Genomic DNA, 16,055 nt, shown 5'->3' on the forward strand with positions numbered 1-16,055 from the left:
CTCCGGCCTCGATGATCGACTGCACGTTAGGCCGCTTTGCCGCAGATGCAACCCGCTTGTGCACAATCGTTTTCGCCATTACGCATGTGCTCATGACCATGACCGCCACAACCCCGGACAACAGTCTGGCCAAACGCAATGTCGCCGTTCTGGTGGCTGCGCAGGCCCTGCTGGGCGCACAGATGCCGATGATCTTTATCGTCGGTGGGTTGGCCGGGCAGTCATTGGCGACCAATCCCTGCCTGGCGACTCTCCCCATATCTTTGATCGTGCTTGGCTCAATGCTGGCGGCGACGCCGATCTCGGCCATCATGCAACGGTGGGGTCGCCGGGCTGGATTTCTGGTCGGCGCGACGGCAGGTGCTTGCGGCGGGCTTGTCGGCGCTTATGGCTTGTTTCTGGGATCATTCCCTGTGTTTCTTGCTGGCAGCCTGCTGACCGGCATCTACATGAGCGCGCACGGTTTCTACCGCTTTGCCGCCGCTGACACCGCATCGGACGATTTCCGTCCCAAAGCGATTTCCTATGTCATGGCGGGCGGTCTGGCAGCGGCAATCATCGGGCCTCAGATCGTCAAACTGACCTCGACCGCGTATGTCATCCCTTTTCTCGGAACGTATATCGCTGTCATCGCAGTGAACGTCATTGGCTCGGCCCTGTTCTTTTTTCTCGACATCCCGACCCCGCCCAAACCTGCCGCTGATGCCCCCAAAGGTCGGTCCCGGATCGAGCTTCTGAAAACGCCGCGTATTGCGGTTGCAATCATCTGCGCCATGGTGTCCTACGCGCTGATGAACCTTGTGATGACGTCGACACCGCTGGCCGTCGTGGGCTGCGGGTTCAGCGCCAATGACGCGGCGGATGTCGTCACCAGCCACGTGTTGGCGATGTACATTCCCAGCTTTTTCACCGGACAGTTGATCGCACGTTTTGGGGTCGAACGGATCGTGGCACTGGGCCTACTCATTCTTGCCGCGGCCGGAGTGGTTGCTTTACAGGGCGTTGAGCTGGGTAATTTCTTTGTCGCGCTGATCCTGCTGGGCATCGGCTGGAACTTTGGTTTTATCGGCGCAACCACCATGTTGGCTGAATCTCATGACGTCAGCGAGCGCGGACGCATGCAGGGGTTGAACGACTTGCTGGTGTTTGGTGGCGTCACGTTTGCCTCACTGGCTTCCGGAGGGCTGATGAACTGTTCTGGCGGCTCTCCGATTGAAGGTTGGACCGCGGTGAACGTCGCGATGATCCCCCTTCTGACTTTGGCGGGCGGCGCGCTTTTGTGGCTGACGATGCGGCCCCGAACGGCCTAATCGTTAATGTTCAGTATCGGTGCAAAGGCACCTAATCTCTGTGCCTCGGCGATCCCCTCATCAATGTGCATGCGGTAGATATCCCACATCTGCCGTCTCAGGGTACGGCCTTTTTCGGTAATGCGCAGGATTTTTCCCCGTCCGTCCCCCGCTGCAGCATGGCGCGTCAACAATCCGTCCTCCGCCATCCGTGCGACCTGACGGGAAAAGCTGGACTGATCAAACAGCAGCTGTTGCTCCAGCTGTTTAGGTCGCAGGCCGTCTGGTGCTCGTTCCAACTCCCACAACACGTCATACCAGTGCAGCCGTGGATATCCCGCTGCCACCAGCGCGCGCTCAGCCCGGGAAAAGATCCGGGTGCGTGTCTGGTTCAGAGCGATCCAGGCCGCCTCTCGTTCTTCAAATCCGCTCATCACGCCTCCGCGAGGATTGTGGTTTTCCTTTGCTCATCAATTTAGATGCATTTACATGTTAATTATCAACCCTGCAAATCAGAGAAATGTCATGAAGCTGTTTACCGCATCTGCCCTCGTCTTGGCACTGGCCACACCAGTCCTTGCCGAAACCTATCACTTTGATCAAAGTCACACCGAAATCCGGTTCTACTACAACCACGCGGGACTGACCGAACAATCCGGCGAATGGACCGCCGTATCCGGCACGGTCGAGTTTGACCCTGAAAATGTCACCGCAACCAGCGCGGATATCACAATCGACGCCTCAAGTGTCGAAACCGGTTGGGGGCCGCTCAACGATCACCTCAAAAGCGGTGATTTCTTCGACGTCGAGGCGTACCCAAACATCAAATTCGTCTCGACCTCGGCGGTGCAAACCGGTGCAAGCACCCTGCAAATGATCGGAGATTTAACAATCAAGGATCAGACCAAGCCCGCAACGCTTGAGATCGACCTGACCTTCATGGGCGAACATCCACTTGCCGGATTTTTTGATTATTACAAAGGTGACTGGGTTGGCGTCGAAGCCGCTGGCCAGCTTTTGCGCAGCGAGTATGGCGTCGGGATGTTTGCCCCGGGAACGTCAGACTTGGTGCAGCTGAAAATCTCGGCCGAAATGCGCGCCGGCGGCTGGGAGTAACTACCAGCGCCCCGTTGCCGCCTGCACCATCAGTGACAGGCGGCGGCGGATTTCACCCGGCCCAAGGGTTCCAGAGGCGACCCTGTCCGGCCGCGCAATGACCTGCTTTAGAACCAATTCAGTTTGCCAACCGGCATGCAACGCGGCAGCAGCTTTTGCCGAAACCGAGTGTCGCTGAGTGCGTGCCCGTTTCAACCGCCCGTACGCTTTTTCGGCCAGACGCTGAACACCCGCAGGCGTGCCATCCAGCAGCGGGATTCGCCCGCGCGCTTCAAGGTCCGGGATGGCGCGCAACCAATTGGCGACCCCAACGGCATAGGCAAAGTCCCGCAAGACATCCTCATCCGCCGACCCAAGCGCCTGTGCCGCTACCACCGTGAGCGTGCCCGCGCTGTGGTTTATGTACGCGTCGAAATGATCTTCGTCCTCGAATGGGTCGCGATAAATATCCCAACGCCTTACGGCCACATATTCATCCATCATCGACGCAAGATGAGGGGACAGGACACGCGACAGCGGTGTGACGACCTCATGCCGACGCACGGTTGGACCTTCGGCAATCTCTTGCAAAGCATCGCGCCACCATTGCAGGCGCATCTCGGCAATCATCGGTTCTTGCGTCACCCAGGGTGCCCGGGCAACTTCGATGTTCAGCGCATAGATCGGAAACAACACCGCCCGTGCGGAAACCGGGGCCGCCATGGCCGCCATGAACCGGTCGGGATCGGCCTTGTGTAACAGCGCGGCACAGGCCTTGACGTCATCGTCAAATGGAGCACTCACTCGGCGACTGCCGACTGTGGGCCGCAATCGCGCACGAGTTTCCATTGGATCGCATCCAGCAACGCCTCGAACGAGGCATCGACTATGTTCGCGCTGACGCCGACGGTGGACCACCGGCGCCCCTGCCCGTCTTCACTATCGATGATGACGCGGGTCACGGCCTCGGTGCCGCCCTGCGTGATACGTACCTTGAAGTCGACCAAGTGCATATCATCCAATATCCGCGAATACTGCCCCAGATCCTTGGCCAGCGCCTTGGCCAGCGCGTTCACCGGACCCCGGTCACCGCCGGACCCATCCAGAGACTCGCTGACCGACAGTTTCTTTTCACCATCGACCTTCACCACAACAACGGCCTCAGACAAACTGACCATCTTGTTGTACTTGTTCTTGCGCCGTTCAACGGTGACCTTGTACCGCTTTACCTCAAAGAATTGAGGCAGTTGACCCAGTTCGTCCCGCGCCAGCAACTCAAAGCTGGCCTGCGCGGTGTCGTAGGAATAACCTTCCGCCTCACGCAACTTGATCCGTTCGAGGATACGGCCCAGGGACGGGTCACCGGGTTCGACCGACAAACCGGCCTCGATCAAGCGCTGGCGCAGGTTCGACTGCCCCGCCTGGTTCGACATCGGAATGATCCGTGTGTTCCCAACCGACGCCGGATCCACATGTTCATAGGTCGTTGGGTCCTTAAGGATCGCGCTGGCATGCAGCCCAGCCTTGTGCGCAAATGCGGACGCCCCGACATAGGCCGATTGTTTGCTGGGCACCCGGTTCAGGATCTCGTCCAGCATGCGGCTGACGCGGGTCAGACCCGCCAGGGCCTCGACACTGACGCCGATGTCAAAGTTCGATGCATAAGGTTCTTTCAGAAGCAGCGTCGGGATCAATGAGGTCAGGTTCGCATTTCCGCAACGCTCTCCCAATCCGTTCAAGGTTCCCTGAACCTGCCGCGCGCCCGCATCGACAGCCGCCAAAGAACAGGCCACCGCGTTTTCCGTATCGTTGTGGGTATGGATACCCAGCCGGTCCCCCGGCAGGCCCGCCGCGACCATCTCGGACACAATCCGAGACACTTCTGCGGGCAAAGCGCCGCCATTGGTGTCGCACAGAACAACCCAGCGCGCACCGGCATCCATCGCGGCCCGACAAACCTCAAGCGCATAGGTTGGATTGTCCTTGTAGCCATCAAAGAAATGCTCGGCATCAAACAGCGCCTCGCGCCCCTGCACCACGATATGCGCAACCGAGGCACGGACGTTCTCGACATTCTCCTCAAGCGAGATGCCAAGCGCATGGGTCACGTGGTAATCGTGCGACTTACCAACCAGACACACAGCCCGCGTACCCGCGTTCATCACCGCCGCCAGAACATCGTCATTCTCTGCCGACCGGCCCGACCGTTTGGTCATCCCAAAGGCGGTCAAACAGGCCGACGTTTTGGGAGCTGCATCGAAAAACGCACTATCCGTCGGGTTCGCCCCCGGCCAGCCGCCCTCGATATAGTCTACGCCTAACTCGTCCAGAGCCTGCGCGATCTGCACCTTCTCAGCGGTCGAGAACTGCACACCCTGTGTCTGCTGCCCATCGCGCAGAGTAGTGTCGTAGAGGTAGAGGCGTTCTTTGGTCATCATACGCCCTCCAGCTTGGCCGCATCGAACCCTGTGCCCGGAACCAGTTCGACCCCATCCTTGCTCATTCGTACTTCCAGACCAGCGGCCAGGTAAGCTGCCTTTAGGCGATCGACTTCCGAGAAGTCTTTGCTCTGCATTGCACTCGCCCGCGCATCAGACAATCTGTCTGCATGAGATGAAAGATCCACCGAAGCCGTATCAGCCCAAGCACCCATTTCTTGCGACAACAAACCAAGTAGCTGAGCACCCGCCAGCAACGAGGCCGCATCACCATCCGCCGCCAAACGGTGCAACTCCGTCAAAGCACCTGCCGTGTTCAAGTCATCGCTTAGCGCAGCAACGACTGCGGGTGCAGCGCTGGCGGCGGGCTCGATGCCCGCTGTCAGCGCCCGCCACTTGCGCAGCGTCGCCTCAGCCTCACGGGCCTTTTTCTCAGTCCAGTCCATCGGTTTGCGATAATGCGTCTGCAAGAAGACAAACCGGATCACCTCACCCGGCACGCCCTGCTCAAGAAGATCATGCACCGTGAAAAAGTTGCCCAGTGATTTGGACATCTTCTTGCCTTCAACCTGCAACATCTCATTGTGCAACCAGTATTGCGCGAACTCACCGTGCGGATGGGCGCATTTGCTCTGGGCGATCTCGTTTTCATGGTGCGGGAACATCAGGTCGTTTCCGCCACCGTGAATATCAAAGCTCTCGCCCAGCAGCTCATAGCTCATGGCCGAGCATTCGATGTGCCACCCCGGACGACCGCGACCCCAAGGCGAGTCCCACCCCGGCAACTCATCGGTCGAGGGCTTCCACAGCACGAAATCCATCGGGTTCCGCTTGTATGGCGCAACCTCAACCCGGGCACCGGCGATCACGTCATCCACCGACCGACCAGACAAAGCGCCGTAGTGTTCCTTCCAGCTGTCAACCGCGAACAAAACGTGCCCTTCGGCTGCGTAGGCGTGACCCTTCGCGATCAAATCCTCAATCATCGCAACCATTTGCGCGATGTACTGAGTCGCCCGCGGCATCTCGTCAGGCTCAATCGCGCCCAACCCGCCCATGTCATGAAGATACCAGCCGATGGTTTCATCCGACCTTTCCTGCACCAACTGCTCCAGCGTGCCCTCAGCGCCCGCTTTCTGACGCGCCAGCGCGGTCGCGTTGATCTTGTCATCCACGTCGGTGAAATTGCGCACATAGGTCACGTGATCCGCGCCGTAGACATGGCGCAGCAACCGATAGAGCACGTCGAAAACCACTACGGGCCGCGCATTGCCCAGATGGGCGCGGTCATAAACCGTGGGTCCGCAGACATACATCCGCACGTTTTCAGGATCGATCGGAACGAAATCCTCTTTCGTCCGTGTCCGTGTGTTGTGCAGTTTGATCGTCGTCATCGGTCGGCTCCTAAGAACGGCAAAGCGTGTCGCGTTGGCGCGGGCTTAGCAACTTGTCTCAGGGATGAAAACGAAAGAAACCGGCCCGCTTGATAAATCAGCAGGTAATGCAGCAGATAATGATGCAGGTCATACGGTTCATGTCCTTCCCCTAGCATGGACAACGCGTTCAGCCAAGACTTGAGTTCAATCTCAAGGTGACGCACCCTTTCGACCATGAGCCGAGAATTTGTCAATTCCATCTGCCGCACGTTTCCAGGCGCTGACCTTTCCGACCCTTGGGGCGGAGGCCATGATGCCTGGAAGGTTGGCGGCAAGATGTTTGCCTGCATCGGCACCGCCAACGATGGCGTGTCCGTCAAAACGCCTGATATCGAGACAGCTCAGATGCTGATCGAAGCAGGCGTCGGTACCAAAGCCCCCTATTTTCATCGCAGCTGGATCCGCCTGCCGTTTGACTGTGACGAGGATGAGATGCGTCATCGGCTGGCCACATCCTACGATCTGGTGCGGTCTTCCCTGACGAAAAAAGTGCAGTCCACTTTGCCCCCACGAAGCTGATTGACATTTTCCAATGCCTCTGGCCCATTCTGCGCTGAAGACAAGATCGGAGCGTGCCATGAAACTGTCGCAGCGTATCACTCATCTGACCGGAGGTGGCAGTGATGGGTGGGATGTATTTTACCGTGCGCGCCGGATGATCAGCGAAGGGCACGTCATTACTGAACTCACCATTGGTGAGCATGACATTCGCACGCATCCGACCATTCTGGATGCCATGGATCTATCGGCACGTCAGGGAAACACCGGCTACGCTGTGGTGCCCGGGTCGGATTTGCTGCGCGATACCGTTGCGGCGCGCATTCAGGCCCGCACTGGTCAGAAGACAAGCCGAAACAACGTGCTGATCACCCCGGGCGGCCAATCTGCCCTTTTCGCTGCCCACGTGGCGGTGTGCAATCCCGGTGATGTCGGTCTGTATCTCGATCCCTATTACGCGACTTACCCCGGCACGATCCGGGGCGCCGGTGCGACAGCCCGAGCGATCCAGACAACCGCCGCGGATGCATTCCAGCCGCGCGCGCAACAGATCGATGTGGCGGCAGATGGTGCGGTTTCGCTGTTGATCAACAGCCCGAACAACCCCACTGGCGTCGTGTACTCGCGCGAGACGCTGAACGGTATCGCAGGTGTTTGCGGTGACCGCGACCTGTGGCTGATCTCGGATGAGGTTTATGACACGCAGGTCTGGGAAGGTGAGCATATCTCACCACGTACGCTGCCCGGAATGGCCGAGCGTACTTTGGTCGTTGGTTCGATGTCCAAGTCACACGCAATGACCGGGTCCCGATGCGGTTGGGTGGTCGGCCCCGAGGAGGTGATCGCCCATCTCATCAATCTGGCAACGCACACAACTTACGGCGTGCCCGGGTTCATTCAGGATGCCGCCAGTTTTGCTTTGAGCGCGGGTCATGATCTTGAAGAGGAAATCGCAGCTCCGTTCCGGCGTCGTCGCGCGTTGGCGGTCGAGATTCTTGCCACCCAGAACACCATTGGCCTCGTGCCGGCACAGGGTGCGATGTACCTGATGCTGGACATCCGCGCAGCGGGGCTAAGCGGTGAGGCATTTGCCAACGCATTGCTGGATACACACGCAATTGCCGTCATGCCCGGTGAAAGTTTTGGCACTGCGGCGGCAGGACACGTGCGCGTTGCGATGACAATTGATGACGACCGCTTTGCTGCAGCACTGAGAACGATTTGCAATTTCGCCGCCGTTCTGGCGGAAAGTCACGCGGCAGAATAGACGGCCTCAAAATCGGAAGGTTGTACGCAGGTTGAACACGTTGGCGTCAATATCGCCCTGACTTCGTGTGACGTCGTTAAAATCCTGACGCAAGGCCTCACCGCTTATGACGAAACTGTCGCCGATGGGATAGGCAATTCCGATGCCGTACACTGCGGCGGTGTCATTTTCCGGTGACGCATCCAATCGGGCCGCGCCCACGACGACATAACCCAAGGCCGGTCCGAAATCATAACCCCCGCGCAACTTAAGGCGGGTCAGACTGTCCACGCTGCCTTCACCCTGCCCCAGATCCAGAGAAAGTCGATTGTATTCCAGCTCACCGCCAAGAACGAAATTACCGAAGTCATGGTCATAACCGACAAGCGGGCCAAAAGTCGTGTCGTTTCCGCCAGAATTATTTGGGCCATCAACATCCGCATAACCAAAGCTGAAGCCCGCATACGCCCCCGTCCAATCCTCTGCATACACCGGTGCAGTGCCGATTGTCAGGCAAGTGGTCATGAGGGCCATCAGGGCTTTCATCAACCTCTCCAAAATTCCTTGCAGCGCGCCCACCAAACGATGGGCTTCATCACATAAAACTTGGTCTGCAATCGTTAAAAATCCATTGAGATCACGGACCACTCTTAAATAAGTGATAGAACCTTAACAGATTTTCCCACATTCGGGAAAAAACTTTACCCCACGGCAAGAACGTGATGCCGACAAGGCACAACGCTTCGTTTTTGGCCCCTCAGGTCGCAAACAGGACAGATTGTGCGCCCTCGTATTGAGAGAGTTCGCATCACCAATTGAGGACCCGCATGCAAAGTGACGTTTGGAAGATTCGCCTGATCAGCCGTACCATTGGTGCGGATCGCGGGCGTGCCGCGCGTGGGCGGCCGGTTGTGGTCTGAGTACACTCACCCTGAACGTACTTTTTCGACCGGACCTTAAATTATGAACGAACAAACCCGAAATTCATCGCGCAGCGGCGGTCGTGCCGCGCGCCGTGCGGCCCGTGCCACAGCGCTGCCCGAACATCTGCGCCCGATCCGCCCCGGCATGGAGGGCGGCATGCTGAAGGTGCTAACCCCGGCGCAGATCGAGCGTATCCACCAAGCCGCGCTGACCGCGCTGGAAACCATTGGTCTGGCGGACGCCCCACAGAGCGGGATCGACTATCTTGTCGGCGCTGGCTGTATCTTGGGTGACGACGGGCGTATCCGCTTCCCCCGCGCCTTGGTCGAAGACACAATCGCCAAGGCCAATCGCTCGGTCACATTGCATTCAAGAGATGGCAACTCCGATCTGGAACTGTCGGGCAACCGCGTCCACTTTGGTACTGCCGGCGCGGCTGTCAGCATGGTTGATGTTCACGGGCAGGAATACCGGGATTCGACACTTCAAGACCTGCACGACGCGTCCCGAATCTGTGAACAACTTGAAAACATTCACTTTGTTCAGCGCCCGATGGTGTGCCGCGACATCGCCGACAACCTCGAGATGGATTTGAACACGGTCTACGCCACCACGTCAGGAACGTTCAAACATATCGGCACGTCCTTCACCGAACCCAGCCATGTTGCCCCCGCGATCGAGATGCTGCACATGATCGCTGGTGGCGAGGATAAGTGGCGTGAACGGCCCTTTATGTCGAACTCGAACTGCTTTGTTGTTCCGCCGATGAAATTCGCAACCGAAAGCTGCGAAGTCATGGAGGAATGCATCAAAGCGGGCATGCCCGTTCTGCTGCTATCGGCCGGAATGGCCGGCGCCACCGCGCCTTCGACAATCGCTGGTGCTATTGCGCAGGCCACCGCCGAATGCCTGGCCGGGTTGGTTTATGTAAACGCCGTAAGTCCAGGCGCTCCCGCGATTTTTGGCACTTGGCCTTTTGGCCTTGATCTGCGTACAGGTGCGATGTCCATCGGGTCTGGCGAACAAGCGCTCCTGACAGCGGGCTGCGCCCAAATGCACCACTTCTACGACCTGCCGGGCGGCGCAGCCGCCGGTGCATCGGATGCGAAACTGCCCGACATGCAAGCCGGGTGGGAGCAGATGTGCTCGAACGTCATGGCCGGGCTTTCGGGTTTGAACATGGTGTATGAGTCCGCAGGCATGCATGCCTCGCTGCTGGGATTCTGCCATGAAAGCCTGATCCTCAGCGATGATCTAATCGGGCAAGCGCAACGCTGTGTACGTGGCATCGAAGTGACGGACGAAACGCTGGCACTGGATCAGATGGCCGAAGTCTGTATCGGCGGACCGGGTCACTATCTGGGAACCGATGCAACGCTGAGCCGCATGCAGGCGGACTATGTCTACCCGACTTTTGGCGACCGGTCGTCCCCGAAAGAATGGGTGGAAATTGGCAAACCCGATTTGATCGAAAAGGCCGTGAAACGGAAGGAAGAGATCCTTGCGACGCCGTCTCCGGCCAGATTCGATCCGCTTTTGGATGCCGAGTTACGCAGCAAATTCAACATTTACTTGCCGGCGTAACCCATTGAAATACGGCGGCCCGTGGGGGAACGGGCCGCCGATGTCGTCGCGATTTTAGCCGTTGCTGGGCGGCAGCAACCCTGCTTCCTGCGCGACGGCAATTTCATCTGCGTCCAGCGACCCGTCGCCGTTGGCGTCCATCGCCGAGAAACCATCGGCGTCAACCTCGGGCAGAACGGCCTGAACCTCTTCTATGGTCAGAACTCCGTCGCCGTTGGTGTCCGCCGAGGACTGCGCAGCAGCCATCGCCGGCAGGCCCAATACGAATGCGGAAATGATTGCCAGGTTTTGCGGTTTCATTGTGATGCCTCCTAAGTGGTATTTGTGTGTGTTTTCGTCCGGACAGGCACCACAGACACCAAACCGATGAACGCCGTCACCCCAACCCAGCAACACGCCTTGTTTCGCGCCATTCTCCGCGTGTTTGTCCGAGTCGCGTCTGCAATCAACCGCTGGGCGAAACGTACAATCCATGTTTCGGCGGTTCTTGCCCGATGCGCCTGTGCCGTTCCGGCAAGGCGCTGCCTAATTCACCGACTCGGAGGGGCAAAAAGAAAGGGGGCCGAAGCCCCCTGTCAGTTTCGCCATCCAGGCTCCATTCGTTGACCGCCCGGTGTTTTGTTTGCCTGCGGCCTGGACGTCGCATGGGACGAGCGCACCCGTCCCGTGAGAGAGTGGGAAAGAGCAAATATTCCGCCCCACCCTGTTCCCGGTCGACACGGGCATGTCGACCGAGTGGACCAAGGCGTATTTGGTAAGTCTCAACGCCTTGCTCCGTGTTCGTCGGGATCGGACATCCGAGGGGAAACCCTGATCCCTACACCCCGCCTGACGGGGCGTTTTCCTTAGCTACACCCGCTGGTCGCCCCGCAGGTGTTGCACTTCATGCAGGTACCATTACGCACCAGCGTGTAATTTCCGCATTCGCCGCAAGGATCGCCTTCGTACCCCTGCATCTTGGCCTTGGTCCGTGCGTCCATGCCCGTGGCAACGGCAGTTTCCGCAACCGGAGCTTCGAATTGCGCAGCCGGTTCTGCCATGCCGTTCACTTCGGGTTGGCCGCCGTTGAACACCACCAGATCCTGCGGCAGACGTTTGCGCAGATAACCGGTCGAGCTGATTTGTTTCAACACTTCCAAGGACTTGGACGCGGCGCTGTCGCTGATCTCTGATACGTTGGACAGACCATCTTCCTCGCCGCGGCCCAAATCGTCAAAGGTTGCACCTTCGGGTTTCACATGGGCCAGATCGGTGCGGTCCAGATAGGACACGGCCAGTTCGCGGAAAATGTAATCCAAGATCGACGTCGCGTTTTTGATCGAGTCGTTGCCCTGCACCATTCCCGCCGGTTCAAACTTGGTGAAGGTAAAGGCGTCGACGAACTCTTCCAGCGGCACACCGTATTGCAGGCCAACCGACACTGCGATGGCAAAGTTGTTCATCATCGCCCGGAAGCCAGCGCCTTCCTTGTGCATGTCGATGAAGATTTCGCCCAGCTTGCCGTCTTCGAACTCACCCGTCCGCAGATAGACCTTGTGGCCGCCCACGATCGCTTTCTGGGTATACCCCTTGCGGCGATGCGGCAGTTTCTCACGATGGCTGCGGATGATTTCCTTGACGACAACCTTCTCGATGACCTTTTCGGCGAGAACGACGGCTTTTTCATGGGCCGTGCCGCTTTCCAGAACCTCTGCCGCCTCGTCATCGTCCTCGACCAGTGCGGCTGCCAGCGGCTGCGACAGTTTCGAACCGTCACGGTATAGCGCATTGGCCTTCACACCGAGCGACCAGCTGAGCTCATAAGCCTTCTGGCAATCCTCGATGGTCGCGTCATTCGGCATGTTGATCGTTTTACTGATCGCACCCGAGATGAAGCTTTGCGCCGCTGCCATCATGGTGATGTGGCTATCAACCCCAAGGAAACGCTTACCTTTCTTGCCGCACGGGTTGGCGCAGTCGAAGATCGAATAGTGCTCTTCCTTCAGGTGCGGCGCGCCTTCCAGCGTCATTGTTCCGCAAACGTGGTCGTTGGCCGCGTCGATATCCGCTTTGGTAAAGCCCAGATGGCGCAGCAGATCGAAGGTCGGATCATTCAGTTTGGTCGCCGGGATGCCCAGAACGCCGGTGCAGAAATCCTCGCCCAGCGTCCACTGGTTGAAGACGAACCGGATATCAAAGGCGCTTTCCAGCGCGGCATCCACCTTGGCCAGCTCATTCGGGCTAAACCCGTGACCCGTCAGCGAGGTGTGGTTGATTCCCGGAGCATTGCCGATGGTGCCGTGACCAACCGCGTAACCCACGATCTCTTCAATTTGAGACGAGGAATAGCCCTGCTTTTCCAGCGCCGACGGCACCGAGCGGTTGATGATTTTGAAGTAACCGCCGCCCGCGAGCTTCTTAAACTTCACCAGTGCAAAGTCCGGCTCGATCCCGGTCGTGTCGCAATCCATCACCAGACCAATAGTCCCAGTGGGCGCGATCACCGTGGCTTGCGCGTTACGGTATCCGTTCTTTTCGCCTAGGCTCAGCGCCTCGTCCCAAGCCGACATCGCCAGATCGATCAGACGCTTGTCCGGGCAGTTGCCATGGTCCAGAGGCACCGGCTTCACGGCCAGTTTCTCATACCCATCGGTGACACCTTGCGAGGCACGGCGGTGGTTGCGGATGACGCGCAGCATGTGGTCGGCGTTGCGCTCGTAGCCCTTGAACGGTCCCAGCTCGCCCGCAATTTCGGCCGAGGTCGCATAAGCCACGCCGGTCATGATCGCGGTCAGTGCGCCACAGATCGAACGCCCCTCGTCCGAGTCATAGCTGTAGCCCATGTTCATCAGAAGACCGCCAATATTGGCGTAACCCAGACCCAAGGTGCGGAAGTCATAGGACAGTTGCGCGATTTCCTTGGATGGGAATTGCGCCATGGTCACCGAGATTTCCAGCGTCAGTGTCCACAAACGCGAAGCGTGCATGTAGTCCGCCGCCTGAAACTCACCATCCTTAAGGAAGGTCAGCAGGTTCATTGACGCCAGGTTACAAGCTGTGTCATCGAGAAACATGTATTCCGAGCAAGGGTTCGAGCCGCGGATGGCGCCGCCTTCGGGGCATGTGTGCCATTCGTTGACGGTGTCATGAAACTGGATGCCCGGATCAGCACAGGCCCATGCGGCATGGCCGACTTTCTCCCACAGATCGCGCGCCTTGACGGTCTTGGAAACCTTGCCATCCGTCCGGTTGATCAGTTCCCAATCCGCATCTTTTTCAACTGCGGTCAGGAATGCGTTGGTCACACGGATCGAGTTGTTCGAGTTCTGGCCCGAGACCGAGCTGTACGCTTCCGAATCCCAATCCGTATCGTAGGTCGGGAACTCGATGCTATCGTGGCCCTGCTTTGCATAATCAAGCACGCGCTTGATATAAGTCTCGGGGATCGCAACCTTTTTGGCCTCGCGAACCGCTTTCTTCAAGCTGTCATTCTTGTTGGGATCATACGCATCGTCCTGCGCACCATCCCATGAGCGGATGGCCTCGAAAATGCCGTTCAGCATCTTCTCGTGCATCTTCGATCCGGCAACGATCGAGGCCACCTTCTGCTCTTCGATCACCTTCCATTCGATGAATTTCTCGATGTCAGGGTGATCGGCATCGACGATTACCATCTTTGCTGCTCGACGGGTTGTCCCGCCTGATTTGATCGCGCCAGCGGCGCGGTCGCCGATCTTGAGAAAGCCCATAAGGCCAGAAGACTTGCCGCCACCTGACAGTGCTTCGCCTTCAGCGCGCAAGTGGCTGAAATTGGTCCCGGTCCCCGAGCCGTATTTGAACAGGCGCGCCTCGCGCACCCACAGATCCATGATGCCGCCTTCGTTCACCAGATCATCATCAACGGACTGGATGAAGCATGCGTGCGGCTGCGGATGTTCGTAAGCGGATTTCGACTTGGTCAGCTTGCCGGTTTTGTAGTCGACGTAGTGGTGACCTTGCGCAGGACCGTCGATTCCATAAGCCCAGTGCAGACCGGTGTTGAACCACTGCGGGCTGTTCGGCGCGGCGCGCTGTGTCGCCAGCATATAACGCATCTCGTCAAAGTAAGCGCGCGCATCTTCCTCGGTCGAGAAATAGCCACCTTTCCAGCCCCAATAAGCCCAGGCGCCCGCCAGGCGGTCAAAAACCTGCTTCGAAGACGTCTCGCCATCAATTTCTGCGCCATCGGCGGGGACCGAACGCCACAGGAATTCGGGGACGTCTTTTTCCTTAACTTTCTTCAGCTTGGACGGGACGCCTGCTTTGCGGAAATACTTTTGCGCAATGACGTCGCTGGCAACCTGGCTCCAGCGCGTGGGCACTTCGATGTTGTCCAGGCGAAAAACGATGGTGCCATCCGGGTTTCGGATCTCAGACGTTGCTGAGACAAAGTCCAGTTCCGCATAAGCGTCCTGCCCCGGTTTCGTAAATTTCCTGTCAATCTTCATGTCCGCACGCCCTAGATTCAATCAACTTGTCTTTCAGCGTCAGGTCCTCAGACGCGGACCGATCGCCATGCCGTATAAAATTGGGCGCAATAGACCAGCCGCTGCATTCCGCAGCGCAAAACCGATCAAACGGTTGCACGTTACTATGATGTGCTTTCCGACCCTCGCCCTGTGCCCTATTCTGGTTTTGATACCAGATTTTGTGGCAACCCTTCCGGCCCATACAACTTGGCGTATCCACCCATAGATCGTCAACGCCATTTTTAGGTCATTTTTGATATCTTTTGTGTTGACCCATTTCTGACAACTTGCTTCGGGACACCCTGTTCTGATTCCTCCACAGGTTCATCCACCACATGCGCACATCGATTCCCAAAACCTGCGGGTAAATTAACTGTGTTTCCCGGCACAGTTATCGGAATTTGATAATCTAACGCTAAGGTGTCTACGTTGAATGAGAATCACGAAGCGTTCATTTTGATCCGCGGCGCTGGGTAAACAGCCAGGCGCGATCACACAAAGGGGAGCGGACAGATGTCGTTGTTACGTTTACTTCCGATTCTGGCCCTGATCGTGGCCTGCACACCACAAGATGTGCGCCCTCCGGCACGCAGCGCCCAGTTCGATGATTTCCCCAAAAGGCTGTTCGACACGTTCGAGATAAGCTGCGACGGCCCGGGTGAACGCTTTGAAAGTACCGGGAATCGGGTTTTCGAATGCACCGAGCTTCTACCTCCGGACATGACCGCTTTTCTGATTCTCAACTATGACGGTTACCCTCAGGATCTGCCCAAAAGCGTGATGCGGCTGACAACGACCAAGAACAACTCGGGCTACCGTGTCGATGCCGAGCTGTATTTCAACGTCCCACGCAAAAGCGGCCCGTCGGTCAAAGTACCAGTGGAAAGCGAAACGCTGGATAAGGCGCTTGGCGCGCTTTACCAAGCGTTGGGTGGATCGCCAACATAAGTGGAAGAAGTGGTCGGGGCGGCAGGATTCGAACCTACGACCCCCTGTACCCAAAACAGGTGCGCTACCAGACTGCGCCACGCCCCGAACCGTGCGCCTTCCTAACCATG

The 16,055-nt window shown here is 58.0% G+C and carries 13 protein-coding genes and 1 tRNA gene; 6 read left to right on the top strand and 8 right to left on the bottom strand.

Annotation, left to right across the window (positions count from 1 at the left end; genetic code table 11):
* The first annotated feature begins 92 nt into the window (after positions 1 to 92).
* Positions 93 to 1,310, top strand: a complete 1,218-nt coding sequence (locus AC2FIB_RS03910; RefSeq protein WP_496727185.1) for an MFS transporter — start codon at positions 93 to 95, stop codon at positions 1,308 to 1,310.
* Here AC2FIB_RS03910 and AC2FIB_RS03915 read toward each other — a convergent pair.
* A complete protein-coding gene (locus AC2FIB_RS03915) occupies positions 1,307 to 1,723 on the bottom strand; it encodes a MarR family winged helix-turn-helix transcriptional regulator (RefSeq protein WP_496733349.1) in 417 nt (138 codons plus the stop codon). The genes AC2FIB_RS03910 and AC2FIB_RS03915 overlap by 4 nt on opposite strands.
* Positions 1,724 to 1,814: 91 nt before the next feature.
* On the opposite strand from AC2FIB_RS03915, the gene AC2FIB_RS03920 reads away from it, so the two are divergent.
* Entirely contained in the window at positions 1,815 to 2,405 is a 591-nt protein-coding gene (locus AC2FIB_RS03920) for a YceI family protein (RefSeq protein ID WP_496727145.1), read from the top strand.
* On the opposite strand, the gene AC2FIB_RS03925 is transcribed toward AC2FIB_RS03920, so the two are convergent.
* From AC2FIB_RS03925 to cysS, 3 genes are read right to left on the bottom strand one after another with little or no spacing between them, the layout of a single operon-like run.
* A complete protein-coding gene (locus AC2FIB_RS03925; RefSeq protein WP_496733350.1) occupies positions 2,406 to 3,188 on the bottom strand; it encodes a squalene/phytoene synthase family protein in 783 nt (260 codons plus the stop codon).
* Entirely contained in the window at positions 3,185 to 4,819 is a 1,635-nt protein-coding gene (gene cimA / locus AC2FIB_RS03930) for a citramalate synthase (protein WP_496733352.1), read from the bottom strand. The genes AC2FIB_RS03925 and cimA overlap by 4 nt, the downstream gene beginning before the upstream one ends.
* A complete protein-coding gene (gene cysS, locus AC2FIB_RS03935; protein ID WP_496841748.1) occupies positions 4,819 to 6,216 on the bottom strand; it encodes a cysteine--tRNA ligase in 1,398 nt (465 codons plus the stop codon). Before cysS ends, cimA begins: the two co-directional genes overlap by 1 nt.
* A gap of 216 nt (positions 6,217 to 6,432) precedes the next feature.
* Between cysS and AC2FIB_RS03940 the strand changes: the two genes are divergently transcribed.
* Positions 6,433 to 6,777, top strand: a complete 345-nt coding sequence (locus AC2FIB_RS03940) for an MmcQ/YjbR family DNA-binding protein (protein ID WP_472723838.1) — start codon at positions 6,433 to 6,435, stop codon at positions 6,775 to 6,777.
* Between the two features lie 58 nt (positions 6,778 to 6,835).
* Positions 6,836 to 8,023, top strand: a complete 1,188-nt coding sequence (locus AC2FIB_RS03945; RefSeq protein ID WP_496841749.1) for a pyridoxal phosphate-dependent aminotransferase — start codon at positions 6,836 to 6,838, stop codon at positions 8,021 to 8,023.
* Between the two features lie 6 nt (positions 8,024 to 8,029).
* Here AC2FIB_RS03945 and AC2FIB_RS03950 read toward each other — a convergent pair whose 3' ends face one another.
* On the bottom strand, positions 8,030 to 8,548 hold the full coding sequence (locus AC2FIB_RS03950; RefSeq protein WP_282118362.1) for an outer membrane protein: 519 nt from the start codon (positions 8,546 to 8,548) through the stop codon (positions 8,030 to 8,032).
* A 417-nt stretch (positions 8,549 to 8,965) separates the two neighbouring features.
* On the opposite strand from AC2FIB_RS03950, the gene AC2FIB_RS03955 reads away from it, so the two are divergent.
* A complete protein-coding gene (locus AC2FIB_RS03955; protein ID WP_496733357.1) occupies positions 8,966 to 10,510 on the top strand; it encodes a trimethylamine methyltransferase family protein in 1,545 nt (514 codons plus the stop codon).
* Between the two features lie 54 nt (positions 10,511 to 10,564).
* On the opposite strand, the gene AC2FIB_RS03960 is transcribed toward AC2FIB_RS03955, so the two are convergent.
* Together AC2FIB_RS03960 and AC2FIB_RS03965 are read right to left on the bottom strand one after the other, a co-directional pair.
* Positions 10,565 to 10,810: an EF-hand domain-containing protein gene (locus AC2FIB_RS03960; protein ID WP_496727154.1), complete on the bottom strand. Its 246-nt coding sequence runs from the start codon at positions 10,808 to 10,810 to the stop codon at positions 10,565 to 10,567.
* Positions 10,811 to 11,355: 545 nt separating this feature from the next.
* Complete coding sequence (locus AC2FIB_RS03965) at positions 11,356 to 14,976, bottom strand: vitamin B12-dependent ribonucleotide reductase (RefSeq protein WP_496841750.1); 3,621 nt, start codon at positions 14,974 to 14,976, stop codon at positions 11,356 to 11,358.
* A 534-nt stretch (positions 14,977 to 15,510) separates the two neighbouring features.
* Here AC2FIB_RS03965 and AC2FIB_RS03970 point away from each other — a divergent pair.
* Entirely contained in the window at positions 15,511 to 15,945 is a 435-nt protein-coding gene (locus tag AC2FIB_RS03970) for a hypothetical protein (protein WP_109311824.1), read from the top strand.
* A 10-nt stretch (positions 15,946 to 15,955) separates the two neighbouring features.
* Here the strand turns inward: AC2FIB_RS03970 and AC2FIB_RS03975 are convergent.
* A tRNA-Pro gene (locus AC2FIB_RS03975) sits at positions 15,956 to 16,032 on the bottom strand.
* Positions 16,033 to 16,055: the final 23 nt, after the last annotated feature.

It is taken from the genome of Ruegeria sp. YTSA072 (genome assembly GCF_059610285.1).

Bases quoted from the DNA above. Each gene is read 5' to 3' on its own strand.
- AC2FIB_RS03910 (WP_496727185.1), top strand. From the start codon at position 93: ATGACCATGACCGCCACAACCCCGGACAACAGTCTGGCCAAACGCAAT.
- AC2FIB_RS03915 (WP_496733349.1), bottom strand. From the start codon at position 1,723: ATGAGCGGATTTGAAGAACGAGAGGCGGCCTGGATCGCTCTGAACCAG.
- AC2FIB_RS03920 (WP_496727145.1), top strand. From the start codon at position 1,815: ATGAAGCTGTTTACCGCATCTGCCCTCGTCTTGGCACTGGCCACACCA.
- cimA (WP_496733352.1), bottom strand. From the start codon at position 4,819: ATGACCAAAGAACGCCTCTACCTCTACGACACTACTCTGCGCGATGGG.
- cysS (WP_496841748.1), bottom strand. From the start codon at position 6,216: ATGACGACGATCAAACTGCACAACACACGGACACGGACGAAAGAGGAT.
- AC2FIB_RS03940 (WP_472723838.1), top strand. From the start codon at position 6,433: ATGAGCCGAGAATTTGTCAATTCCATCTGCCGCACGTTTCCAGGCGCT.
- AC2FIB_RS03945 (WP_496841749.1), top strand. From the start codon at position 6,836: ATGAAACTGTCGCAGCGTATCACTCATCTGACCGGAGGTGGCAGTGAT.
- AC2FIB_RS03950 (WP_282118362.1), bottom strand. From the start codon at position 8,548: ATGAAAGCCCTGATGGCCCTCATGACCACTTGCCTGACAATCGGCACT.
- AC2FIB_RS03955 (WP_496733357.1), top strand. From the start codon at position 8,966: ATGAACGAACAAACCCGAAATTCATCGCGCAGCGGCGGTCGTGCCGCG.
- AC2FIB_RS03960 (WP_496727154.1), bottom strand. From the start codon at position 10,810: ATGAAACCGCAAAACCTGGCAATCATTTCCGCATTCGTATTGGGCCTG.
- AC2FIB_RS03965 (WP_496841750.1), bottom strand. From the start codon at position 14,976: ATGAAGATTGACAGGAAATTTACGAAACCGGGGCAGGACGCTTATGCG.
- AC2FIB_RS03970 (WP_109311824.1), top strand. From the start codon at position 15,511: ATGTCGTTGTTACGTTTACTTCCGATTCTGGCCCTGATCGTGGCCTGC.